This is a genomic window from Ralstonia sp. RRA, from assembly GCF_037023145.1.
Taxonomy (GTDB): Bacteria; Pseudomonadota; Gammaproteobacteria; order Burkholderiales; family Burkholderiaceae; genus Ralstonia.
Genome location: NZ_CP146094.1, coordinates 187,462 through 210,585, shown reverse-complemented (window position 1 = coordinate 210,585; position 23,124 = coordinate 187,462). Strand labels below are relative to the sequence as shown.

22 protein-coding genes are annotated in these 23,124 nt (G+C 56.0%); 21 read left to right on the top strand and 1 reads right to left on the bottom strand.

The genetic code is table 11. The features are described from left to right. Positions 1-12 precede the first annotated feature (12 nt). Complete coding sequence (locus V6657_RS30320; protein WP_248694817.1) at positions 13-1,119, top strand: primase-helicase zinc-binding domain-containing protein; 1,107 nt, start codon at positions 13-15, stop codon at positions 1,117-1,119. Between the two features lie 140 nt (positions 1,120-1,259). Beyond that, positions 1,260-1,964 carry a hypothetical protein gene (locus V6657_RS30315; RefSeq protein ID WP_024979414.1) on the top strand — a complete coding sequence of 235 codons (705 nt, stop codon included), beginning with the start codon at positions 1,260-1,262 and terminating at the stop codon, positions 1,962-1,964. Here V6657_RS30315 and V6657_RS30310 read toward each other — a convergent pair. Then, a complete protein-coding gene (locus tag V6657_RS30310) occupies positions 1,912-2,667 on the bottom strand; it encodes a helix-turn-helix transcriptional regulator (RefSeq protein ID WP_152959366.1) in 756 nt (251 codons plus the stop codon). The two genes, V6657_RS30315 and V6657_RS30310, sit on opposite strands and share 53 nt — an antisense overlap. Positions 2,668-3,072: 405 nt before the next feature. On the opposite strand from V6657_RS30310, the gene V6657_RS30305 reads away from it, so the two are divergent. The 19 genes from V6657_RS30305 to V6657_RS30215 all read left to right on the top strand — a co-directional run bounded on the left by V6657_RS30305 (position 3,073) and on the right by V6657_RS30215 (position 23,121). Continuing rightward, entirely contained in the window at positions 3,073-3,267 is a 195-nt protein-coding gene (locus V6657_RS30305; protein ID WP_024979416.1) for a hypothetical protein, read from the top strand. Positions 3,268-3,269: 2 nt separating this feature from the next. Next, positions 3,270-3,827: a FlhC family transcriptional regulator gene (locus tag V6657_RS30300; protein WP_024979417.1), complete on the top strand. Its 558-nt coding sequence runs from the start codon at positions 3,270-3,272 to the stop codon at positions 3,825-3,827. 80 nt (positions 3,828-3,907) lie between these two features. Next, complete coding sequence (locus tag V6657_RS30295; RefSeq protein WP_024979418.1) at positions 3,908-4,780, top strand: hypothetical protein; 873 nt, start codon at positions 3,908-3,910, stop codon at positions 4,778-4,780. A gap of 327 nt (positions 4,781-5,107) precedes the next feature. Then, the gene (mobH, locus tag V6657_RS30290) at positions 5,108-7,126 is read left to right on the top strand and encodes a MobH family relaxase (protein ID WP_231973559.1); all 2,019 of its coding nucleotides are present in this window, start codon (positions 5,108-5,110) and stop codon (positions 7,124-7,126) included. After that, positions 7,123-9,012, top strand: coding sequence for a conjugative transfer system coupling protein TraD (gene traD, locus V6657_RS30285; protein WP_024979420.1), 1,890 nt, complete (start codon positions 7,123-7,125; stop codon positions 9,010-9,012). Before mobH ends, traD begins: the two co-directional genes overlap by 4 nt. Before the next feature lie 42 nt (positions 9,013-9,054). Then, a complete protein-coding gene (locus tag V6657_RS30280) occupies positions 9,055-9,681 on the top strand; it encodes a hypothetical protein (RefSeq protein ID WP_024979421.1) in 627 nt (208 codons plus the stop codon). Continuing rightward, on the top strand, positions 9,678-10,316 hold the full coding sequence (locus tag V6657_RS30275) for a DUF4400 domain-containing protein (RefSeq protein ID WP_024979422.1): 639 nt from the start codon (positions 9,678-9,680) through the stop codon (positions 10,314-10,316). Before V6657_RS30280 ends, V6657_RS30275 begins: the two co-directional genes overlap by 4 nt. A gap of 110 nt (positions 10,317-10,426) precedes the next feature. Further along, on the top strand, positions 10,427-11,476 hold the full coding sequence (locus tag V6657_RS30270) for an ATPase, T2SS/T4P/T4SS family (RefSeq protein ID WP_024979423.1): 1,050 nt from the start codon (positions 10,427-10,429) through the stop codon (positions 11,474-11,476). Next, the gene (locus V6657_RS30265) at positions 11,418-11,777 is read left to right on the top strand and encodes a TrbC/VirB2 family protein (protein ID WP_024979424.1); all 360 of its coding nucleotides are present in this window, start codon (positions 11,418-11,420) and stop codon (positions 11,775-11,777) included. Before V6657_RS30270 ends, V6657_RS30265 begins: the two co-directional genes overlap by 59 nt. Positions 11,778-11,792: 15 nt before the next feature. Continuing rightward, entirely contained in the window at positions 11,793-12,113 is a 321-nt protein-coding gene (locus V6657_RS30260; RefSeq protein ID WP_024979425.1) for a VirB3 family type IV secretion system protein, read from the top strand. Beyond that, a complete protein-coding gene (locus V6657_RS30255; RefSeq protein WP_024979426.1) occupies positions 12,107-14,641 on the top strand; it encodes a VirB4 family type IV secretion system protein in 2,535 nt (844 codons plus the stop codon). Before V6657_RS30260 ends, V6657_RS30255 begins: the two co-directional genes overlap by 7 nt. After that, positions 14,634-15,395 (top strand): conjugal transfer protein, encoded by a 762-nt coding sequence (locus tag V6657_RS30250; RefSeq protein WP_024979427.1) that lies wholly within the window; start codon positions 14,634-14,636, stop codon positions 15,393-15,395. The genes V6657_RS30255 and V6657_RS30250 overlap by 8 nt, the downstream gene beginning before the upstream one ends. 28 nt (positions 15,396-15,423) lie before the next feature. After that, complete coding sequence (locus tag V6657_RS30245) at positions 15,424-16,197, top strand: conjugal transfer protein (RefSeq protein WP_024979428.1); 774 nt, start codon at positions 15,424-15,426, stop codon at positions 16,195-16,197. Between the two features lie 117 nt (positions 16,198-16,314). Then, a complete protein-coding gene (locus V6657_RS30240; RefSeq protein ID WP_024979429.1) occupies positions 16,315-17,616 on the top strand; it encodes a type IV secretion system protein in 1,302 nt (433 codons plus the stop codon). 414 nt (positions 17,617-18,030) lie between these two features. Next, positions 18,031-18,189: a hypothetical protein gene (locus V6657_RS30235; RefSeq protein WP_182557894.1), complete on the top strand. Its 159-nt coding sequence runs from the start codon at positions 18,031-18,033 to the stop codon at positions 18,187-18,189. Next, positions 18,186-20,126, top strand: coding sequence for an ATP-binding protein (locus V6657_RS30230; protein ID WP_024979431.1), 1,941 nt, complete (start codon positions 18,186-18,188; stop codon positions 20,124-20,126). Before V6657_RS30235 ends, V6657_RS30230 begins: the two co-directional genes overlap by 4 nt. Before the next feature lie 201 nt (positions 20,127-20,327). Further along, the gene (locus V6657_RS30225; protein WP_048935409.1) at positions 20,328-21,026 is read left to right on the top strand and encodes a type IV secretion system protein; all 699 of its coding nucleotides are present in this window, start codon (positions 20,328-20,330) and stop codon (positions 21,024-21,026) included. After that, positions 21,026-21,790, top strand: a complete 765-nt coding sequence (locus tag V6657_RS30220; RefSeq protein WP_048935410.1) for a TrbG/VirB9 family P-type conjugative transfer protein — start codon at positions 21,026-21,028, stop codon at positions 21,788-21,790. Before V6657_RS30225 ends, V6657_RS30220 begins: the two co-directional genes overlap by 1 nt. Then, positions 21,787-23,121, top strand: a complete 1,335-nt coding sequence (locus V6657_RS30215) for a TrbI/VirB10 family protein (protein ID WP_048935411.1) — start codon at positions 21,787-21,789, stop codon at positions 23,119-23,121. The genes V6657_RS30220 and V6657_RS30215 overlap by 4 nt, the downstream gene beginning before the upstream one ends. The last annotated feature ends 3 nt before the right edge of the window (positions 23,122-23,124 follow it).

Below are 23,124 nucleotides of genomic sequence, written 5' to 3'. Positions count from 1 at the left end.
CAGGCGCGATGATTGCGCCTGGTTTCTTTAACAGCTGTAAGCATGGGGATTGGAACCATGATTAGAGATGACAATGCTCGCCGTGCGGCGCGCGACGCGATGATCAAGGATGCCAAGTACCGTGCGGCCGGCAAATGGCGCGGCCTGCTCGAGTCAGCTGGCCTTGACAAAACTTGGTTGAAAAAGGGTGTTCCCTGCCCCTTCTGTGGTGGCCATGATCGCTACAGCTTCACCGACAAGTGGGGAGATGGGAACTACTTCTGTCGCGGATGTGGCCCAGGCGATGGCCTGAAGTTGCTGCAGTTCGCCCTGGGCGGCGTGAGCTTCATGGAAGCTATCGAGTGGGCGATCCAATGGTCGGGGGGAAGCGTGCCCGACCTAAGCGGTTCAGCGCTTGCTCCGAGGCCTGTCCTGAAGTCCAGCGACGAACTTACTCCCGCTGAAGTAGAGCGGAGGAAAGGGCGATACAAAAAGCTTTGGGACGCCGGTTTTCGGGTGACTCAAGGAGACCCGGTATGGAAGCACTTGGAGCGAAGGCTGCCCGGGCTGGAGGAATCTGAAGTGCCTCGAGTATTGCGGTTTCATCCTGCCTTGGAGTACTGGGAGAAAGACGACAACGAGAAGTGGGTTCATGTCGGCAATTTTCCGGGAATGCTGGCCGCAATTCAGGGCCCAGATGGCGTCTGTTGCAACATCCATCGAACTTTCCTGACCGAGGAAGGAGAGAAGGCGCCGGTACCGAGTGCTCGTAAGAAGGAACTCTCCATCGGAGTGAAGGGGGGAGCCATCCGGCTGCTCCCATTGGTCGGCCGGGAGATGAGCGTTGCGGAAGGCATTGAGACATCACTCGCAGTGATTCGATATCGCGGCGAGAGTTGTTGGTCAGCCGTTGACGCCCAGGGGATGGAGGAAATCGCCATTCCAGATGAGGTAGACCTTATCCGCATCTATCAGGACAACGACCTACCGGATCAACGGGGTCGTCGACGTGGTTTCGAGGCGGGAGAAAAGCTTGCTCAGCGTGCGAAAGCGATGGGCAAGCGTGCAATCAAGTACGCACCTGGAAAGGCAGGGATGGACATGGATGATTTTGTCCGATCGCTTCCCAAAAGGGCGTGATGGCAGGCCGGAAACGGTCTGTGTATGATGAGCGCGCCGGGGATATCCCGGCGCGTTTTTTTTGCGCTGTCGTGAGAGGAAAGTGGCTTGAAACCCAGGGCACATTCCGTATCCTCTAGGCAGTAGATAGAGGAGTTTTGATGACTGCAGCGATGGATCAACTCACCGTGCACACGCGGGAGGACGGTGACAAGTTTGTATGCGTTTGGAAGGTAGGCCGGAAGCAGGGGATGGTTTTCGTCAGCGTTGAGGTGGACGTGCCAGAAAAGGCCGTCGTTGCTGAATTGAGCGCAATTCACTATCTCGTGGAAGACGTCCAATTGCTTGGCGATAATCGGAGTGGCGCTAATCTCGCGCTCACTGTTTCGTCGTCGCTCATTGCAGACATCAAAACGGGCAAAAGCCAAAGATCCCACCTGGTCCCATTTGCGGCGCTTCTCACTACAAAATTCCTCGATGTTCCAACGAGTGTGAGTAGGGACGACTCTTGGGTAGGCGAGGGCGCGGGCACCCGCGTCAAGCACCTGGTGGTGACGGAGCCTATGCGAGTTCTACTGGACGTAAAAGGGCACGGAACGATCGGCGTCACAAAGCATGGGTTCGATCAGTTCCGAACTCGGCTGAACAACGTCGGTGCAGTTGATGCTTGGAAGGAGATGCAGCGAATCGCGAAGGTGGGAATGGTCTCAACGCGTGAGTACCATCGAGGAAGCCGAAAGCTCTTCCATGCAGAAAGTCACTGGGCGTTCATTGTGGGGGAGGACGGCAATCTGATTACCGCCTACTCAGACCTCAACGCGGGAAAGCATGTCCAGCAGGAAACCGATACACGGGCGCTCCGATAACGTAGAGGCTATCGCGTTGCTGATGGGTCGTATAGCCAATGCCAATGTCGGATTGGGCAATATCGATGACCGTGTTGTCTTCAAAAGCGAACTCCCAGCGCGGCGCCCCTTGTGGGTTTTCCGGCAGAGATCTGATCCTGGCCACGTACATCAAGTTGTTATAGCGAACGATGTAGTGCTGGCCATCCTCAAGGACCACGTTTTGCGCCGTATAGACAACAATGTCGCCGGCCTGGACGAGTGAGAATGCCTCTTCAGGCGCCACTTGCCAGTAAAAGAACAAGCCAGCCCACCCGATGGTCGCAAACTCCTTAATGCGCTGAGGCAAGGACATTGAAATCGGGTCCTTCCCGCGCGGATCGTAGAGAAGATAGCTGTTCGTGCCCTCTGCGCCGATCAAGAAGTCTGGCGTCACGTTGAGTCGGCGCGCGAGCTCCATCAATATGTCGTAGTTGGGCACGAACACGCCGGACAGATACTTGTATGCAGTCGGCGATGTGACTTTGATCAACTCGGCGATGAACCTGCTCCGAGCAAATCCAGTAGTCGGCAACCCTCTCGCATCCAGGACCAAGTGGAGGCGTTGGCCAAACGTCTGACGGACGGCGTCAATGCCGCTCTGTTCCATGTGGCTTACCCAAAGAAAGTGAGTTTTTAGCGGCGTATTATGCCGCAGGTCGACACGGGCGACTGGGAAAATCACGTCCGCAGCCAAGAAAATGAGAATAATAAATCACATTCGTCCGGCCGCGTAAGGTGACCCTCATCTAGGGCAAGGTGACGCGGTTGGCGCTAGGAAGTCAACGCGGTCTAGCTGTAACGGCTTGTTTTCGTGGAACTTTAGACCTGTTGCCTCGAAACATCTATCAACCCTTCCGAGGGGTGTCCTCCAGCTTGCTAACGGGCTGTCCTTTGTGTAGATTCCGCTCAGGGTTAGTTCTTGCCAAGAAGTTGTAATTCCCAGGCTTAGATCCAAACACGGGAATCGGCTGACGGCAAACATTGGGGGGTCTACATGATGTGTCCAATACTTGAGCTCGCGGCGCGCGAGAATACAAGGGCTTTGGAGAATCGCTGGAACGCGGTGCGACTTGATAGGAGTCGGGCCATGATGGTCTACAAGCTCAGCCAGGAAGCTGTGGACATGCTTCTCCAGACCCCTCTTGAAGTTCTTGTTGAGAAGACGAAAGAAGCCAACCAGGCAATTTTCGTCGACAACCAGTTTGAGGATCTCCTCAAGGTTGCTGCGATTGCGACCGCGTCACCGTCGGCGATCAAGAATGTCATCGCGTTGCGTGGGTAAACATGAAAAATACCCAGCTTCGCTTCTACATTGAGCACGAACGCAGACTGAAGCGGCTATGTGAATTTGGCGCCAGACCCAAAACGATGCAGGCGCTCCTTACCCCTCACGGGGGGGTACATATCGCCACCTTCCGAGAAATTTTTACTCAGTTGACGGGGCGAACGCCAAAGCCGGGCATGTCACCGTCTCCGGATTTCGGAAGCTTCTTCCAAAAACCGAATCGTCGATTCGAGTGCAGCCTCATACTCCACTCATACAATAAGCTCTGCAATCTTGGTGCTCACCATGTTGATGCGCTGATTGAGGCGTACGCCTTTTTTCGGGAGAGCGCGCCCGCGGAAAAGAGCATGGAATTCTCTTTTGAGCGCGCGCTCATGCTCGCTCGGGCATTTGACAGTGGCGAACTACGGCTTTCAGAGTGCGACTGTTGCTCCTCCAACCACGTTCATGAGCGTAACGAACCGGTGATGTGCCCTGTGTGCAATAACGGCAACTTCGGCGGCTCGCGCAAGCGGCACAAATCGCGTGTCGTTGCGACATACCAGCAGGCAGGCTGATCGGTGCTGCCTGCATCCTCAACCGGGTTCGTGTTTCTACAGGAAGTAGACAGCGCGATTTCTGGCGGGCACGAGTTGCTATGCAAGTCGGACTGAGCCCCAGCGGGTTGGCGACCAAACGCGCCAATGTAGAACACCAATCATGCCGGGAACTTGTGCTCGGGCGCGAGGGAGTGGTCTCCATCTCGGCCCGTCGTCCACTGTTCCTGCGCAGCCTTGGTGAAACTGGCTCCGGCAGGTCTATGGCAATCATGGGCTTGGCAGAGCAGATGCTCGCAGGCGGCGGTGCGGTCCTGTGGATCGATAGTGGCAACCATCCCCGCGTTGCCAGGGCACTGCAGAAGCTGGCGGACAGGCATTTGGTGAACTATGCCGCGTCAAACGAATTTTCCCGCGGTGATCAGGCGGCGATCGCAAATTTGATGGCGCTGGGAGGGATTGGCCACTGTGTTCCGGGGAATGACATTCCATCGGGAATGCCAAAAGACAAATACACGCGCATGCGTCTCGGAAACATCCTCCGCACCCTGGGTTCATGTGAACTGAAGGGCCTGGGGAAAGTGTCCCCAACGCTGATTGTGTTCAACCAGATTGTGGGTGCATTTGAGGGACGCGCGCTCGGTCTGGGCAGCTTGCCGGCGAAGCTTCGCGGCGGCGGGCACAGCTTTGTCTTCAGTGATACCTCGATCCTGAACGACGCGCTGGACGTTTCGGCGCACGTCCGCCAGTACTTGTTCCATCGCATGCCTTACGCCCACGCATTGCGCCTTGTGAAAGCATTGCGACCAGCGTGTCGACAAGCGCAGGAGCAAGTTTCGGCTTTCTTCGCACCTTCGGGAGGGGATGCTGACGAGGTCCTTGCGCAGCAGATTGCTCAGCTCGTGGACGAATATGCCGTCTACTGTGCAAACGGAGACTGGAGAGTTCTGCGGTCCGCCGCACCATCACTGTGAGTGACGAGGATTGATTACCTCCAGTTGATCAACTCCTATATAGGGTTGCCGTGCTCGACTCGGTTCGGTCTTTCAGTCGCCTCAAATGCCTTGAAACACCGTCGGTATGCAGCACGTTTTGCGCTTTCTTGCTCTGGAGGCCGGGCATAGACTTTCCCTATGCTCAAACGATTCCTCCATCGGCTGTTAGGTCGAACTGAAGAAGAGGCCGCCGCTATCCCTGCGGTTTCGCCTGTCATCGCAGCGCGGCTCGGTACGCCAGCCGCGCGAGTCGACACTGTAGCCGTTCGCGTCCCTGTTTATCCCCCAATAGATCCGGGGATCGACGTGTTAGCGGTGGAGCAACTTATTGATAGTCAATCCCAGTTGATGGGACGTATCCGTACAGTCGCTGGCGGTGCTGACGATGAGTTCAACGAGATGTACATGTCCGTCATCAGCAACTTGGCGGCGTACGTGCACCTCCTTCCGGCATCAAGACTAGAGACACACACCGGCGCGGGTGGCCTCTTTCGTTTGTCGCTCGAAATGGGGTTTTACAGCCTGCAGGCTTCTGAAGGCGTGATCTTCACCCCGACTGAAGGCGTCGAACGCCGTCACAAACTCGAACCTCGATGGCGCTATGCGGCTTTCCTCGCTGGTCTGTGCTGCGAGTTGCATCGCCCGCTGGCTTCACTCATTGTGAGTGGCCCGGGTGGAGTGCAATGGCCAAAGTATCTTTCGCCACTTCATAAGTGGTGTACCGATCATGGGTTCGAGAACTACTACATCTCGTGGCAGCCAGAGCCAAGGGCGGAGTGGGCCGGGGTAAAAGCCGAGGTGTCCGCGATGATCAGTAAGATCGTCCCCGACAAATGCCTTCAGTACCTGGAGGCTGGTTCCCCCACGCTCGCTCCTATCGTGTTCTCCGTTGCGACGGGCGTTGCACGCGACAACGAAAACGCCGTGGCCGAACTCGTTACCCGTATTCGAAAGCGAGTTCTGGATCGCGATAAAGCTGTGCGGCCGGAGTACTACGGCACCCTCACGGTTGGCAACCATTTGGAGCCTCATCTGCTGGAGGCGATGCGAACTTTGATTCGTGAGAGCAAGTGGACGATCAACCAAGAGGGTGGTCGCGTGTGGTATGGCACCGACGGCCTATACGTAATCTGGAAAAAAGCTGCGGACGAGCTTTCGAAGGCGATCGATGAGAAGGGCATACGAGGTGTACCTTCCGAAGCCAACACTCTTGCCGAAGCGCTGCTGAACGCGAAAGTGTTCGTTGGTAAGAGCGATCGTGATCCCTACTGGAAGGTAATCCTTCCAAATGGCAAGGAATATCAGGCCACGAAGTTGGCGAACCCGCTTACTGTCCTTGGTGACATTGAGGTGGCCCCTCTGCCGCATGCAATCGGAAATGGAGCCGGCGGAGCTCCGAATATTTCCCAGCAGGCTGCCGCACAGACTTTGGCTCCTGCCACGGTACCTACTCCAGCTGCCTCCCCGGCGTCCGCCGAAGCAACAACTACAGCGGATCCTAAAGCTGGCGCCGGCTCGACGCAGCAGGCGCTCGCGCGCGCAGAGAACGAAGCTGTCTCGACCCCAGCTGCGCAAACGGCGTCTACGGGCCCCGCCGGTGTCGCGCCAGAGAAGCTGCATGCGCTAATGAGCCAACAGGCGCAGGCGAGGTCCGCGATGCGGACGCTAGAACCTACCGAGTTGGAAAGCAGAAGCGCTGAAGAAGCAGCAGCCGAACGTGCTGAGATTGGAGGAGCTCCGATAACGGCGGATCCTGTGCAGGCGAGTGAGCGTCGCCGCAGCAAGTCGAACTCAAAATCTTCAGCGACTGTGGAGAAAGCCTCCAATCTTGACGCGCGTGTTGACGCGCGTGCGAAGAGCGACAAGGTTGATGGAGCCCGTTTGGATCCTCCGATTACAGAAGCGGGTGCACCGAGTGGCTTGCAAAATGCCCGCCAAACAGCGGCACCCTCACAGACTCTTACTTCGGGCGATCAAACGGATTTCTCATACGCGCAGTTTGTACCCGAACAGTTCCGCGCAAAGTACAAACCGTTCTTAGCGGAGACGCTGGGAAAGTTGATCTCAGACTACCGGTCTGGTGATCATCAGGCGTTTTTTCTGTTGGACCGCGATGGGCTTTGCGTGAGCTTCAAGTACGCCGGAACGTTGGGGGCGCCTTTGCCTGCACTGATTGACGAATTGGATCGACTCAACTTGCTCTACGTGGACCCCAAGAATCCTGGGAAAAAGCAACATCAGCGGCGCCTACCTGGCTCCGAGAAAGACACACCTTGTTTGGTCCTTGCGGCCCACGCGGCTCAGCATCTTGGGGTAAGTGCATGATCATCGATTTCCAGAACCTCTTCCGTCCGACGTATGAAGCCCGGTCCGCGGCGGCGTGGGGTGTGTCGCTGGTCTCAATGACGGGCATCGCTCTTACTTCGGATATCAGCACCTCGGCGTTTCTTTGGATGGGTGCTGGATCTGCGGGCATGCTGCTTTGGCGCGGAAGTCAGGCGAAACGGATTTGGGATTTCAAGGCAAATTTGGCAGGAAAACCGTTCACGTTCCTGAAGGCAGACGTAGTTCGAATCAACATTCCGAAGTTCGGTGACAACCTGTGGCTAGGGTGGGGCTTCAGATGGGAGCCAAGCCATACTCAGCAGGCAACGGAGATCATGAAGCGTGATCTTGCCGCCGTCTACCCACCGAAATGGTTCTTGAAGGTTCGAGGACTAAAGGGCTCTCAGCTCGACCCGAAGAATGCCAAGGGTCTTCAATGGATTCATGGGCTTGCGGAAGAAAGCGACATGCTGATGCCGCTGACGGCCATGCAAGGACACACGGCCGTCTTGGCAACCACCGGCGCAATCAAGACAACGTTGTACAGCCTGCTGGTGTACCAGCTTGCGTTGCGCGGCTACACGATTGTCATCCTGGACCCAAAAGGTGACCACGATCTTAAGGAGATTGCGAGGAACGCTGGCACGCTATCGGGGCGGCCCGAGAAGGTGCTTACGTTCCACCCTGCATTTCCCTCGGAGTCCGTGCGAATCGATACGCTTAAGAACTGGGACCGCGAGACACAGGTTGCTTCCCGGATTTCTTCTTTGATTCCCTCCGATGGTGACGAGTCATTTCGGTCGTTCGTGTGGATGCAGGTCAACCATGTGGCTCAGGCACAAATCTATACCGGCACACGCCCGTCCTGGTCGTCTTTGCTCGACGCGATCCAAAACCTTAACGGGGCGCAGAAGCTTCTGGAAAAGGCTCTGAGGAAATTCTTCACCCTCAACGTCCCACTCTGGGAGAGCCAGGTCGCTCCGCTTGTTTCAAAGTACAACAAGCCGGAGAAAGGAAAGGGCGGCGATATGGAAGGCGCCTCCCCTGAGTTGCGCGCCTATGTGGAGTTCTTTGAGACTGCTGTCCCTGAGCGAGAACAACCACGGCAGATCAAGGGGCTGATTAGCACCGTACGGTCGAATCGTGAGTGGTTCGCAAAGATGATGGTTCTCCTACTGCCGCTCCTCACCAAACTTACCGCCGGCGAGTTGGAGGGTCTTCTTAGCCCTGACTACGACGACATCGACGATCCGCGGCCAATCTTTGACACCAAGAAAATCGTCGACGGTGGGTACATCTTCTATGCGGGACTAGATTCTCTGAGCGACCCGGAAGTTGGATCGGCGATCGCGGCAGCACTCTTGTCTGATCTCCAGGCCGTTGCGGGTGAGCGCTACAACTACGACAAGAATGTCAAAGACAAGTCTCGCATTGTGGTCTTGATCGACGAGTGGGGCGACGTGATGTGTGAGCCTGTGATTCAGGAACTCAATAAGGGCCGCGGCGCGGGCCTTGACATCATTGCTTGCGGCCAGACCTTTGCCGACCTTGCAGACAAGCTAGGGTCAGAAGTAAAAGCGAAGCGAATGATAGGGAACTTCAACAATCTGATCGCGGGTGCAACGCAAGACGCTGATACGCAGGAAATCATCGCCGAGAAAATTGGCGAAACATTCATCAAGAAGGTTTCGCGAAGCCATGGCCGAAATTCGAAGACAGAAGACCACGGCATCGAATTCGGTGGATCGGTGAGCGAAACAGTCTCGGAGGAGGCCACAGAGCTTTTTCCGATCACGCTCATGAGCAAGCTGCCTGACCTGCATTACATGGCGGTCTGGAATCGAGGCACTGTCATCAAGGGGCGCATTCCAAAACTCGTTCTGTAACGAGTGAATGTCCACCTCCATAAATCACGCAAGAAGCAAGCTATGGAATCGCAGGTAATCGACCTCGCTGGAACCGAGTTTCGCAAGCGCACCCGAGGCGCGCGAGAGGTCAACGTATCAAGCATCAGCCGGCAAGGGGACGTAATTCTGGCGAACGTCCTCCGTTCCACGGAAACGAAGGCGTCGGCGCGGCCGATCTTCCATCAATGGCCGACCTTGCAACAATCGGCCATGAAGTTCTGCGAGATTCTGTCTGAAAGCTATCCAGGTGCCGACGGTGAATCATTGGTCGTTGAGGCAATACGGACCGCAATCCAACGGTTTCTTGAAGTGTACGAGACGTCCCGCAGAAGCACCGATTCAATGGTTGCTTTCCTAGAGTCGCTCGCTCTTTCGGCCGACGTCGCCATGGAATACATCGCGGTCGGCTTTGACGCATCCGGTCGGAGGCGTACTTGGCCGCCGTTTGAAGAACCCATCGGTTCATGGGCCCGCCGCCTTGGTCTGGAAACAATCAGATTTGTCCGCATCCCTCCCCCGGAGCCTGAAGCCCGACTGGGGAATCGATATCTGCTTTGTAGCCGGATCATGACGGCCAAAGATATTGGTCGGGTAAGTGAGCTGCCGGGCGGAACGTTAGAGCAGGCAAGATCTGGAGCCGCGCGATGAAATGGGGACTGCATCTCAAGTTCTGGATCCTGCTAACCCTGGTCGTCCTATTGTCTGTGCCGGCCTTGGTGTCGGTGCAGTCGGGATTGGACCGGGTAGCCCGCGAAGTTGAAATGACGCGTTCGGTCTTCGGCGACGACATGACGGAGCACATTGTTGGCCGGGCGAAAGCTGTGTACAAGGCCGCCTTCGTGGATACCGGATTTATCGCAGATCTAAACAAGACACATCTGTCAGAAGACGATGTGCGCAAGGCACATGCGATGAGCGGTGCTTTGAAGCACTTTTCCGCGCTCACCAATTCTTACTTCGGCTCTATGGTGATCAATCTCTACGGGATGATGATCCGTGTGTTCATCATCGCGCATTGGTTGGCTTACGTAGCTCCGTTCCTCTTGGCCTGCGTGGTTGATGGCTACATGACGCGTGCAAAGAAGCTGGCGGGATTCGCATATCAGAATCCGAGCGCATTTTCGCTCGCAGCGCACGCTCTGCTTTGGATCATCTTCTTCCCGGTCATGTACCTGGTTGCCCCGCTGCCGGTGACCCCGTTGTTCATGCCCCTTTGGGCGCTTGTCATGGCGCTGCCTGTTGCAGTCATGCTCGCCAACTCGCAAAGGATCTTCGGTTCGTAACCTGTTCGCCCCGGAAACATCCCCCTCTTAGGCTGCGTTTCTCGCTATTTCTCCCTGAGAAGTACTAGTAGATTCGAAGCTGGCAAAGATTGTTGCACACGGGGGATGTGATGAGCGATCCAATTGGGGACGCGAAGAGCAGGCGCGAACAGAGTGTCTTGGCGAAGGTCCGGAACTGCCTGACGACTCTGCAAGAGTGGTTTGATGATCAATCGGTAACGGACATCATGATCAACCGGCCGGACGACGTGTGGGTCCAGCAGGGTGGCCGCCAATTCAGCACCGGCGCAAAGATCAGTGCGAGCCAGATTGAAGCCGCCATCACGCTGCTGGCGTCAAATTCCGGGTTCACCGTTAGCCAAGAGTCTGCTGATGCAATCGTCAGCACGAAGCTTCCAGGTTTCCGCGTTGAGGCTACGTTGCCGCCGGTGGCGGTCGACGGCCCGACCATTTGTTTCCGGCGAAACAACATGGTCGTCATGTCAATGGATGACTGGATCAGGCAGGGAGCCCTTCCCAAGGAGATCGCGGATTTCCTCGTGGACGTTGTTCGCAAGCGACTCGGAGTGGCGGTCGTCGGAAGTACTGGTTCGGGGAAAACAACTTTCGCCAACACGCTACTTGGCTGTTTCCCCGAAGGGGATCGGATTATCACCATCGAGCAGGTGCCGGAGCTTGTACTCAAAGCGCCGAACAGCGTACGTCTGCAAATCGATCTGCAGCGGAAGATTACTGCAAAGCGGCTGCTCGAGAGTGTGCTGCGACAGAACCCCAACCGCATCGTCCTCGGCGAGGCACGTGGTGCAGAAGCAAACGATTTGCTGCAGTCCGCCAACACAGGCCACCCAGGCCCACTCGTGACCCTGCACGCTAACAACGGCAGGGAAGGGTTGATTCGATTCGAGGACATGGTTGCGCAAGCGAGTGACGCGCCTGATAGCCGTGAGGGCATTCAAGTGCGTATCGCTTCTGCCTTCCAGGTGATGGTCTTCATGACTCTGGTTGGCGACGACCGGATTGTCGCTGAAGTAGTGAGTGTCGATGGCTTTAACCGCCAGACGAAAGAGTACGAAACCAAACTGATCTATAGGAGCAATCGATATGAAACTTTTGATGTCCCAACTGTCGGTATTCAACACGATCTCGCAGAAGCAGCGTAAATGGGCAGCGTTCGCGCTCCTGTCGGCTGTAGGGATTTCTTCCACGCCGGCTCTCGCCGTAATGACGCTTCCGATCACGGGCATTCTGTGTGATTTTTTCCACCTTATGACCGGCCCCGTCGGCTACGCAATCTCAGGGATTGTTGTGGTGATCCTGGGGTTGCTGTGGGCTGCGGGGGAGGTCAGCGGTTGGATCGGCCGCGGCTTGGCGGTCATCGTTGGCATTTCCATCGCTTTGCAAGCAGCTACCTGGTTGGGCGCGATCCAAACATCGGGTGGCGCTGCAGGCAGCGGCTGCTAAGAGAAGGGGGACGCTATGGATTACGAACCGCGCACCACAGTAATCCACCCCTCCCTGATGAGAGTTCAAACGATCGCTGGCGTCGAGCGGCGCCTTGCGATCGTTCACATCTCGATCGCTGTCGCGATGCTTGGGGTATGGCGCATCTGGTTGTATTTACCCGTCTTCGTCCTTCTGCATCTGTTCCTCGTTTGGCTTACCAAGCGAGACGAAAACATCTACCAGATCTACACGCAGTACAGCAAACAGTCTGACATCTACGACCCATGGGTCCGGATCGATCGGAAGTCAAAAATCAAGCGGCCGCACGGCTTTGGGCGTGACATCCTATGTTGAGCATTAAGGCGATTCTCGGCTCGTACCTCAAATCGGTCCGCAGCTTCTCTGAGATGGTTCCGTGGATGGGGCTGAATGCCTCTGACATGGTATTCAACGTCGATGGGTCGTTGATGGTCGTCTATGAGGTCGCGGGTATTGATGCTGAGGGGCGCCTTCCAATTGAGACTGACGGCTACGTTGAAAACTTCGAGCGGGCGCTGAAGGTCTTTGACGAGCACATCCTCGTCTGGTCGATCATGGACCGTCGTCGGACAGAGCATTATCCCGACGCCGATTTTCCCACGCCGATCGGTAAATACCTCGACCTGACTTGGAAGCAGCACTTATTCGGGCAACGCCAATACGAGAACCGGCACTACTTCGCCGTCATCTACCGGAATCTCGGCGGCACTTCCGGCTTCTTCGACAAGCTGTCAAACCATATGGACCGCTACAAGGTTGGGCTTTTGCCCGCCCTTTGGAAGCTGGGGACGGCGGCAACGTCCGCGCGCAAAAATGCATCGTTCGCATTCGAGCAGTTTGATTCGCATGAGAACCATTTCCGTCAGATCCTCGAAGAATTCGAGACGACCGTCGGCTCTCTCGGATTCAAGAAGCTGCAGAACAACGAGTTGTTGACGTTCATGCATCGGCGAGTTAGCCCGCCGAATGACCACCATCGTGTGGCCATGCCTGATACGCCTATCTATCTCAATACGTATCTCCCGGATTCGACGCTTCGCCGTAAGAAAAAGCACCTCGAGTTCGAAGGTGACGTGGTCCGCTACGTCGGCGCCATGAGTGTAAAGAATTGGCCAAACGTCATCGGTCCTGGTGTAACGGACCCGCTCCTGCAGATCGACGGCGAGATCACCGTCAGCCAGTGTTTTGAGATTTGGCCAAAGGAAAAAGCGCAGAAGTACATACAGGACACACAGGATCACTTCATGGCTTCCTCGAAGCCGTGGATGAGCCTCATGATCGAGCAGATGACCAAGACCGAATCGGACAAGGTCGATGCGGGGAAGCTCGCGCTCGCGGACGACGCTGCATCCGCGCTCGAGGACTTGACTGCACGTGAGCGGCAGTTTGGTCACTACAACATGACCATTCTGTCGTACGGTGACACCGAAAAGGAGATGGAAGAGACGCTGTCGGCAGTTGGCAGCGCAATGCGAACTCTCGTCGGCGCGAAAGTTGTTCGCGAGCGCATGTACGCGTTGTCGGCCTTCACTGCGACTCTGCCAGGCCAATGGGCAAACATCGTTCGATGGGGTTTCGTGAACGTCGGCAATCTCGCCGATCTTGCCCAGCTTCGTGCCATTCGCACCGGTGACCGGCGCAACACGCACTTGTCGGCCCAGCTACAACGGCCTATTCCAGCGCTAGCGTTGCTGCCCACCGAGCATAACGTACCGTTTAACTACAACTTCCACCAGGGAGATCTGCCTCACTTCTTCGTTGTCGGCCCTTCACGCTCCGGCAAGACCACGTTGCTGAACTTCCTCATTTCGCAGTTCTTCAAGTACCACCCTTGCAATGTCTTGATCTTTGACAAGGACTATTCGTGCTACGTGACCTCTGGCCTGCAGGGCGCCAAACACATTGACATGAACCCCAGTACTGGGAAGCCACCACGGATGAATCCGCTGCGCGTGGTGAAGGACTTGACGAAGCGCGGTTGGCTAATGCGGTGGCTTCAACTTATCGTTACCTTGCGGTCGTATGAGTGGAAGACCGAGGATGAGCTTACCTTCAACAAAGCCCTGAACATGTTGGCCGATCAGCCCCCTGAGCACTGGCGGCTGTCTGAACTCGCTGACTTTGTGCGCCCGCTGTCGAGTGAGCTCTACAAGGAATTGCTGCCGTGGCTCGAGGACGGCGGCACGTATCCTCATTTCGACAGTGTCGAAGATGACTTCCGGCTGTCTGACTTCACTGATGTTGAGATGGGCGGTCTGCTAGAGGACGAGATTCTGGCGCCAGTGTTTATCGACTATGCATTCTTCTGCATTGATGAAATGCTGACGCTCGATCCAACGGCGGCAATTAAACCGACGTTGATTTACCTCGAAGAGGTTTGGTATCTCCTGAAGAATAAAAAGCTTCGTGAACGCTTTGACAACTGGCTTCGCACTTTGGCTAAAAAGAATGCAATTGTCGGAATGACAACACAATCTTTGGCGGAAATTGCAGACAGCGATATCTTCACGACGATCATCGACAACATTCAGAACCGGATCTTCTTGCCGAATCCGAGCGTGATGGCGCACCTCGACTTGTACCGCGATAAGTTCCAGCTCAATGCCGAACAGATCGAACGGATCCGCACAGCAAAACGTAAAGTTCAGTATTACTTTGTCAATCCCGAGGGGATGTCTCGGATGGTGAACGTCAAGTTCCCGCCAGAAATGCTTGCATGCCTGCGTTCGGATCAGCTGGCCAAGAAGAAATTCGAGGAGTTCAAAGCCAAATTGGTGCCAGATTGGCAAGAGCAGTTCATCGAAGAATTGGTGCGCATCGGGGAGGCCGCGGAAAGTGAATAAGCTAATCGCAGTAGTGATCGCCACGTTTATTTCGGGTTCGTGCTTTGCCGGCGGGATGCCAGTGTTCACAGGCGGGCTTGTGTTCGATCCGTCGAACTTCGCCCAAAACATTGTCAAGGCTGGCCAGACCGCGCAGCGGGTCGTCACGCAGGCTCAACAGTATGCGACGCAAATCCAGCAGTACCGGATGGCTGTACAGCAGTTGAAATCGCTTGATCCCCGACAGCTGGCTGCATTGGGCGGGGTATCAATGACTGACTTGCAGTCTGTCTACAACTACATCGGCAGCTTGAAGAATGTCATGGGGGATTTGAACAACGTTTCTGATGCCTTGAACAAGCGGTTCACTGAAGCGCAGCTTTCGGGACGTAGTTGGCAGGACTATTTAGCATCGCAACAAGATGCAGTAAAAGCGAACGTCAAAGCGGCGCAGATCCGTGCGCAGAACGAGGCGGCGCTTTTGAAATCGGTTCAGGATGACTTCGCAATGGCAGCTGAATGGCAAGCGCAGATTCCTGCCACCTTGGGAACAAACGAAGACGTGCAGCTACTTAATGCACAGATGAACCGGCTCGTTATGCAGAACGCCCAAGTCATGAGATTGTTGGTCGACCAGAACGGCGCGATGAAATCTGCTGCGCAGATGGACGAATTGGCGAAGCGAAAGCAGGACGCTGAATCAAGGAGCGTTTTTTACAATGCAATTCATCAAGACGGCCAGAACACCAAGTCGTTGGTGGATGGTCTCCGCTGACCGAAAATAATTTGCAAGGGAAACAATCATGAAAAAATTTGCCATCGCACTGTTCATGCTGATCTCATCGGCAACGGCTTCTGCGCAGTACATCGTTTGGGATCCGACGAACTACGTTCAGAACGCGATGACCGCTGCACAAACTGTGCAGTCTGTTATCCAGCAAGTGCAGTCCTACGCTACGCAGATCCGCCAGTATGAAATGGAGGTGAGGCAGCTCGCAGCGATGCCCGCGAATGCGATCAATACGATCAAGCAGATCCGGAACGTCAATCTTTCGAACGTCAACGGGTATATCAACTCCCTGCAAAGCCTGTACGGCAACCTCAACGGCATCTCCAATCAGATTAGCACTCAGTTCTCCGCGGCTCAGTTGAGCAACATGACCTGGGATCAGTACATGGACAAGCTCAAGACAGACGTCCAAAACGGCGTGGCAGCGGCAAAAACTCGGGCTCAGAACGAGGCCAACACGCTTCAGTCGATTCAACAAGACTACGAAATGGCCAAGCAGTGGCAGTCCATGATCCCGGCAACTGCGGGTACCCACGAGTCGATGCAGTTGATGAACACCCAAATGAACCGGATGGTCATGCAGGGCGCCCAGATGTTGCAGCAGCTTCAGGCTATGAATGGTGCCGACAAAGCGCAAGAGGATCTCAACAAGCAGATCGCAAAGCAACGAAACGGCGATGCCTTGCAGACGGTCGACAAGACAATCAGCACAGACAACGCAAACATGTCGAACCTGGTGAATGGCCTAAAAACAACTGGCGGTGGCTGGTGGGGTGTGGCGCACTGATTTGCCGCAATGTTGCGAGCTTCGAAATCGGCTCGCGGTTGCTGTTCAATCAATCAGCTAGCCAGGTGTTGGGTTGGTGAGGTCGCAGATATCTTATGGAACGCGGTTGGAGCGCTGATGCAAATCCTTAAGTCGAACGTAGTCGCTGCTCTTATTTGGGCGGCGATTCTCTTTGTGCTATTGGGAGACTCGACGAGCGCTTTCGCTCAGTCGGGCGGTAGTCAGTCGGTGTCCATCGGTGCGGCAGACGCAGGCTTCATCAACCAGGTCACTAGCCAGCTCAACAGTCTTGAGAGTAGTCTGCAATCCGCGTTCAGCAGCATGAGCGGAACGCTGTCCGCCAATGGCAAGGAATTGGAGTGGGCCCTGTTCAGCGTCATGTTTGTTTGGACGGGCGTGATGGGGATGCTGAAAGGCGAGACCCTCGGGGAGGTTTTCGCAGCCATCATTATGCATACCCTCATGCTTGGGATCGTCATGATGTGCCTCAACTCGAGTTCGCAGAATGCGTTGGTTCGGACGTTCTCGACCATCGCCAGTCAGTTCAATAGCGACGGCGCAAACTTGGCGGCCGGGTTTAAGGGTTTCTTCACTGCAATCTCAAGTTTGTGGACGGATGGGGGGGCTTCCTCGTCTAGCTCTACGTCAAACGGGAGTGGTGGTTGGTTCTCATCGTTGTTCCACACGATCGGTGACTTTGACTTGGGCTCGATGCTTGCGGCCCTGGCGATCGTCATTTTGAAGGTGATTACTACGGTGGTCATCGCAGGTGCATCCGCGATTTGGGCAGCCAATTACATCCTCTCTCAGGCGAAACTTTTTATCGGTATGGCCGTTGCGCCGGTGATGGTTCCGTGGCTGATCATGCCGTATACAACCTTCCTTTTTGATGGATGGTTAAAGTTCATGATCGGCGCCGGGATGATGCAAGTCGTTGGCGCCATCATGATCAAGATCACGAATATTCTCGTGACTACGATGACTTCGATTGCTGCTGGTTCAACTGCAACGAACGTGATCTTGTACGTCGTTCTCGTTGTCCTGGCCTTCATCATCTCGTATCTGATGGCAGAGATTAACGGGATTGCGATGGGCCTTCTGCAAGGAGGCTCGCGTGTCGGTTTCGGATTCAGCTCGCTCTCGAATCTGAAGAACTATGGTCCCCACAAGGGTATGGGCTATGCAGGTGGCAAGGCGGCAGCGCTTGCCGGTCGGGGTGCTAGAAATGCTGGTGCCGCCGTGGGGAATGCAGCGCGACGAGGAGTGGCTGCAGGCTATAACCGCGTTCGACCAGGAGGGGGAGTCTCGAGGTCAGCTACAAGCTCTGGCTCCACGAGTGGGGGAACTGGCTCGTCGGGTGGAGGTGTGCGTGCGACGATGGCTCAAGCGCGCAACGGCGGCGATAAGTCGAAGTCGTGATGGGACTGGACGGTGGCCGCGTTGCACCACCGTTCAATAATAGGAACTCGAAATGAGCACAAAAGTGAAGGAACCCTCTCAGAAGCAAAGACGTGCGAGCTTCGGGGAAGCGTTCGCGGGCGCGCTTAAACTACTTCGAAGCGGCCCTGATACTGAGGCGGAGTGGGAAGCACGTGAAGTCGAGCTCCATGCAATGGTCCGCGCTTCCATGTCTGGGGCCCTGGGGGTAACGCTGGCCAGGCTCTTGGTGCAACAGCCAGTGGTTCTGTTTGCGGGAGTGGCGGGGCTCCTCTTGTGGACGTGCTTGGAGGCGGCACCGTTCCTCTACCATCTGTTGGTGTAGCCCCAGGCTTGTCGAGAGGGCTTGTTTCCGGATTCCACTCGCGTAAATTGGCGAATAAGGAGATCCGGATCATGACGATGCTCTACCGAACCATACTGTTTCTTGTACTTGCCGGCTATGGCTTGTACTACAACACCGCCTTTAACGTGGTACCGGCTTCCGGCGAAGGCCAAGTTCGAACTCAGGCGGTTCGCCATCAAGTCGCCGGCCACCGGGAGAGTGGAAAATGAACCACTACTCGCGGTCGAACCCCTTCGACACTCTTCTTGGCCTCCTGGTAATCGCCGGCGGTGTCCTGACGGTGTTGACAGCTGTCGCCTGGGGTTGGGAGACCTACCAGCTGTTCACCTCGAGCCAGACAGCAAGAGACGTGGCGCTCTATGGGCGAATCGCTTCGGTCGTGGTCGTCATGTTTGGTCTCGCGGCCATACGTGTTCGGTCCGCCGGTTATGCAGCGATCACTGCTTTCGCCTTCAGCTGGATTGCGCTCCAATTTGGAGGCGCCCCTACCAGCGAGTTTTGGGGCTTTGCGGGTTTTCTTCCTATTCTGGCGTTCTATCCATGGCTCGCAATCCGATTTCCGGAGGCTTCCGAGAGCCGCGATCGCGAGCTCGCCAGCAATCCCGCGCAAGAGCAAGGTGCAAGTCGGCTGCCTCAACTTCCGGTCATGAAGCCCCGTAAAGACCTCTCCTCACTCGTTGGCATGGAGGAACTTAAGGGCCGGCTCCGCCATGCCACCGAAGAGATCCTCGGCGCACGAGAAGAAGGAAACGATCCCCGTAATGGCATTCTGCTGTTTGGTGAGCCAGGCAATGGAAAGACTGAGTTTGCGGAGTGCCTCGCAGGCGAATTCGACCTTCCGATGATCAAGCTTCGGACGGGTGACGTGGCCAGCCGGTGGAAGAACCAGACGACGGAAAGTGTAGTGCAGGCTTTTGCGCAGGCCAAAGCTCACGCGCCCTGCATGCTATTCCTCGACGAGGTCGAGAGCATGCTTGCTGATCGCGCGGGCATGGCCGAAAGCGGCAGCGAGGAAGGTAAGCTGACCAATACGTTGCTCACTCTGTTGGTTGATATTCGTGCGCATCGCGTCGTGGTTGTTGCGGCGACTAACTACTTGGATAGGCTCGACCCCGCAGGCGCTCGGGAAGGCCGTTTCGACTACAAGATTGAAGTCCCCGCACCAGATGAGGCGGCGCGCCTGGCCTTGTTGGAGAATTCGCTGAAGCGGTTTGTCCCGTACGCGGAGATCCAACGCTCGGCGATTGAGAGAGCTGCGAAGCGTTGGGTGGGCTATTCGAGCAAGCGTATTCAATCTGTCGGGGAGCAACTGCGTGAAGAAAAGCGCAAGAGCAACCGGACCAGCTTTGGCTTTGACGATCTGATGGCGGCCATGCGGGCTTTGCAGGGCCGTGCGGGGAAGATTCCAGAAAGCACGAAGAATATCGAAGACCTCATCCTTCCGGTTGCTTCCAGTAAGCGCCTGAAGGCCATTGCAACGCGCATGTCGAAGATTGGGCAGATCGAAGAACTGGGCGGGAAGGCTCCGACTGGCATCGTCTTCTGGGGCCCCCCTGGCACGGGGAAAACTGAGGCTGCCCGCGCTTTGGCGAAGGCAACAGGTTGGGCCTTCCTGCAAACGACAGGAAGCACGCTGATTGCCGATCCGGTTTCCTGGGACAAACTCATTCGAGAGGCCAAGGATATTCGGCCGGTGATTGTCTTCCTCGACGAGGCGGATGACATTCTGCGGAATCGACAGCTTTCGAACGTTGCGGCGCTGACAAACAAGATTCTCACAACAATGGACGGTGCTTCAGGTAAGACACCCGATATCGTATTTGTTGCCGCAACCAACTTCGTCGACGATATCGACGAGGCTGCAATGCGCGGAGGTCGGTTTACCGAAAAAGTTCGCTTTGAAGCGCCTGACGCCTTGGGAACCGAGAAATTCGTGATGGACTGGCTTCAAAAGCGCGGGATTGCTCCACAAAACAGCTTTGTCGCGCGAACTGTTCAGCTCCTTGAGGGAGAGTCGATCGCGAATATTGATGCGGTTTTGCAGGAGGCGGTCAATCAGTGTGCAGTCCGTATGCTTGATGGCCAGGAAGGGCATCTTACCGTCGACGATGTCGTTGATGCGCGCCAGGCGGTAGTTCGTAGCTAGTCCTGGAGACTCCGCGCATTCTTAGGGCCGCTTACATGCGGCCCTTTTTCATGCCCCATTCCCTCTGCATGTGGTTCCCAGGTAACTGCTCCGCGCCTGAACCCCGAGCGCGAAAGGTGGCCCTTATAGGCGTTCTTTCGCGATGGTTGAGTGGATCAGTGCTGTGTTTTACTTCCTGCTGAGAAATCTCGGAGCCGGAGCATGCTGTTCAGGAAGAAGGAAAAAGAGGTCAATGTGTTGATGGCGGGTAACGCAGGGCCAATCACTGCCTACGACCGCGCCAAGCGCGAGTTCTTCGAAATCATCGGGTCCAGTCAAGCAAATTCGGCCCGTTGGTTCATCGTCGCTATGGTGATGGGAATTGGCTTGGTCCTCGTGTCGCTGAACCATTACAGGCTCATGCCTCTCAAGACGATCGTTCCGTACATCGTGCGCGAACAAAGTGACGGAAGCGTTGCCAATGGTGGTGCTGTGGCGGCATCGAACTTCACTCCGGACCGCAATATGCGGTCGTACTTTCTGCGCTCTTGGGCAGAGCAAGTCCTGACCATTGACCAGTTCACGACGACAAAAGGTCTCAAGGCGGCTCTGGCACTTTGTCGTGGGACCTGTCTGGCCGAACTCAATAAGCTTGTGACCGACGACGATGTGTGGGGCAAGTTGGCCAGGAATCCGCAGTACACCCGGGTGGTGCACGTCAAGAGCGTTGACCCTGGCGAGAACAACATCGGCTTCATCTTTCTGAATACCGTTTCGAACAGCGGTGACGGCGTGCTCGCGACCAAGCAGTATCGGCTCACCGTGCATTACTCGATCCAGCCACCGACCAAGGAAGAAGAAATCGCCACAAATCCCGTCGGCATTTTTGTCACGCATTTCGCGCGCGTCGAGGACCTCTGATGATGTCGATCCTTCTGAAGACTGCCGCGGCTCTGGTGGTTCTGTCCGCTCCTTTCGCTGCACACGCAGAGCTTATTGCCACGCCGCTTCCAGGCGACACCCGGCTGGTTCGCTTTGAATTCGATCCGAACAACACATACCAAGTGCTGACACGGCCTAAATCGGTGACCGACATCGAGCTGGAGCCGGGTGAAGTGGTTAAGGGCATGGCGGTCGGGGACTCATTCTCTTGGGATTGCGAGACCGGGGTACCTGGGCACATTTTTGTTCGCCCGAAATACGACGATATGGTGACTTCGGGTACCGTAGTAACGGACAAACGCACCTATCAGCTGATGTTGCGCTCGACATCGGCCGACGTGGGGAAGTGGTACCAACGCGTTACCTGGGGCTATCCAGCGACCTCTATTCTGCAGCCGGTCAGTGCGGCCGGAATTGCGCCGCAGTCGGAGTCCAAAGCGCCGGCCGGAGGTTTGGCTAGGGGCATTTCTGTAGACCAACTCAACTTCGACTACTCAATCAGTGGCGGAGCGGCGTTCCGCCCAGTCCAGGTTATCGACGATGGGACGTTCACGTGGCTGCAGATGCCGTCCAAATTGCAGGACTGGCCTGCAGTGTTCTGGGTGACTCCTGACAATCGATATGCGGCGCTGACACCTGTGCCAGATGGCCGCTACCTTAAGGTCACAAAGGTTGTCCACAAGCTACTCTTGAAGATCGGCAAGGAAGAGGTCGAGATCACTAACAACAGGGTCGTTCAATGACCGAGAAGATGATCATTGACCCCGAGGCCGACGACGGGCTTCCTAAGAAGAACATGCATTGGAAGATTGTGCTGTTGCTCAGCGCGGTCGTTCTGGTTGCGATGTTCATCAAATTTGGTGGGGGTAGCACCCGCAACACCGAGTTCAAGCCTACGCCTGTGCAGCCTGCACAATTGGGGCCTGCAGGAGATCCGACCTCAATCGACAAAGGGAAGGCTGAGGCAGAGGAGCGCGAGCGGTTGGCGAAAGCACGAGAGCAAGCAGATCGAGTCGAAGCGAAAAGAAAGCAAGAGGAACTACTGGCCCAGCAGGCACGTCAGGCAGCGAATGCCGGTGTAGCAAGTGCTGCTCCAGCTGTTACGCCTCTATCGAACGCTCCAGTTACCGGCGGTCAGCCCAACGGCGCGTTGCCGCCTCTACCCGCGGGAATGGCTGGAACCGGTTCGCGCCCGGGGCGCTCTGTCTCCGATCCCGACCGTGAAGCGATGATTCGCAACTCTCCGGTTCTGGTGAAGGGGGCGGCGTCAGGGCCGAACCAAGCCCAAGGTAGCGGCGGAAATAGCCTCACTCCACCCGAACTCTCTGAGGCGCAGCGCAAACAGATCACTGGCGCGTTCGATATGTCGTCGATTCTGAAGAACATTCCGGGAATGCAGAATGGTGGGGCTCCTGGAGCCGGCGCCGCTGCGAATGCCCAATGGTTGACTGACTACAGTTCGAAGGCGGCAGACCATACCGTTCAAACGGCATATGCCCCGCCCACGAAGTACTACCTTCGGGCGAATACGCTGATCCAGGCTGTCACCACTCGCGCGCTGAATAGTGATCTCTCTGGGCCGTTTGAGATGAATGTTGTCAGCGATGTGTACGACACAGTAACCGGCACGCAGATTCTCATTCCTGCAGGTTCAACCATTTCGGGCGGAAACAATGGGGACATTCGCCTTGGTCAGTCGCGGATCGAAGTTGGTGTTGGGCGGATATGCCGGCCCGACGGAATTTGCGTGGACACGCCCAATTCACAGGGCGCGGATTCTTCCGGCGCAACTGGTCTGACCGGCGACGTCAACAACCATTTCTTGCAGATTTTCGCTACGGCCATCATTCCTGCCGCTTTAGGCTATGTGACAAGCCCGAAAAGTGCCGGCAGCGGGAACGTGTATGCAGGCAGCGGGAACCCTATGAATGCCGCTGGTCAGATTTTGACGCAGACCTCCCAGCAGATCTTGAATCGCTACAGCAACGCACCGCCGACCATCACGGTTGATCCCGGTACGCCCGTCAGCATCGTGCTTGGCAAAGATTTGGTGTTGCCACCCTTTCATAGGTAACAA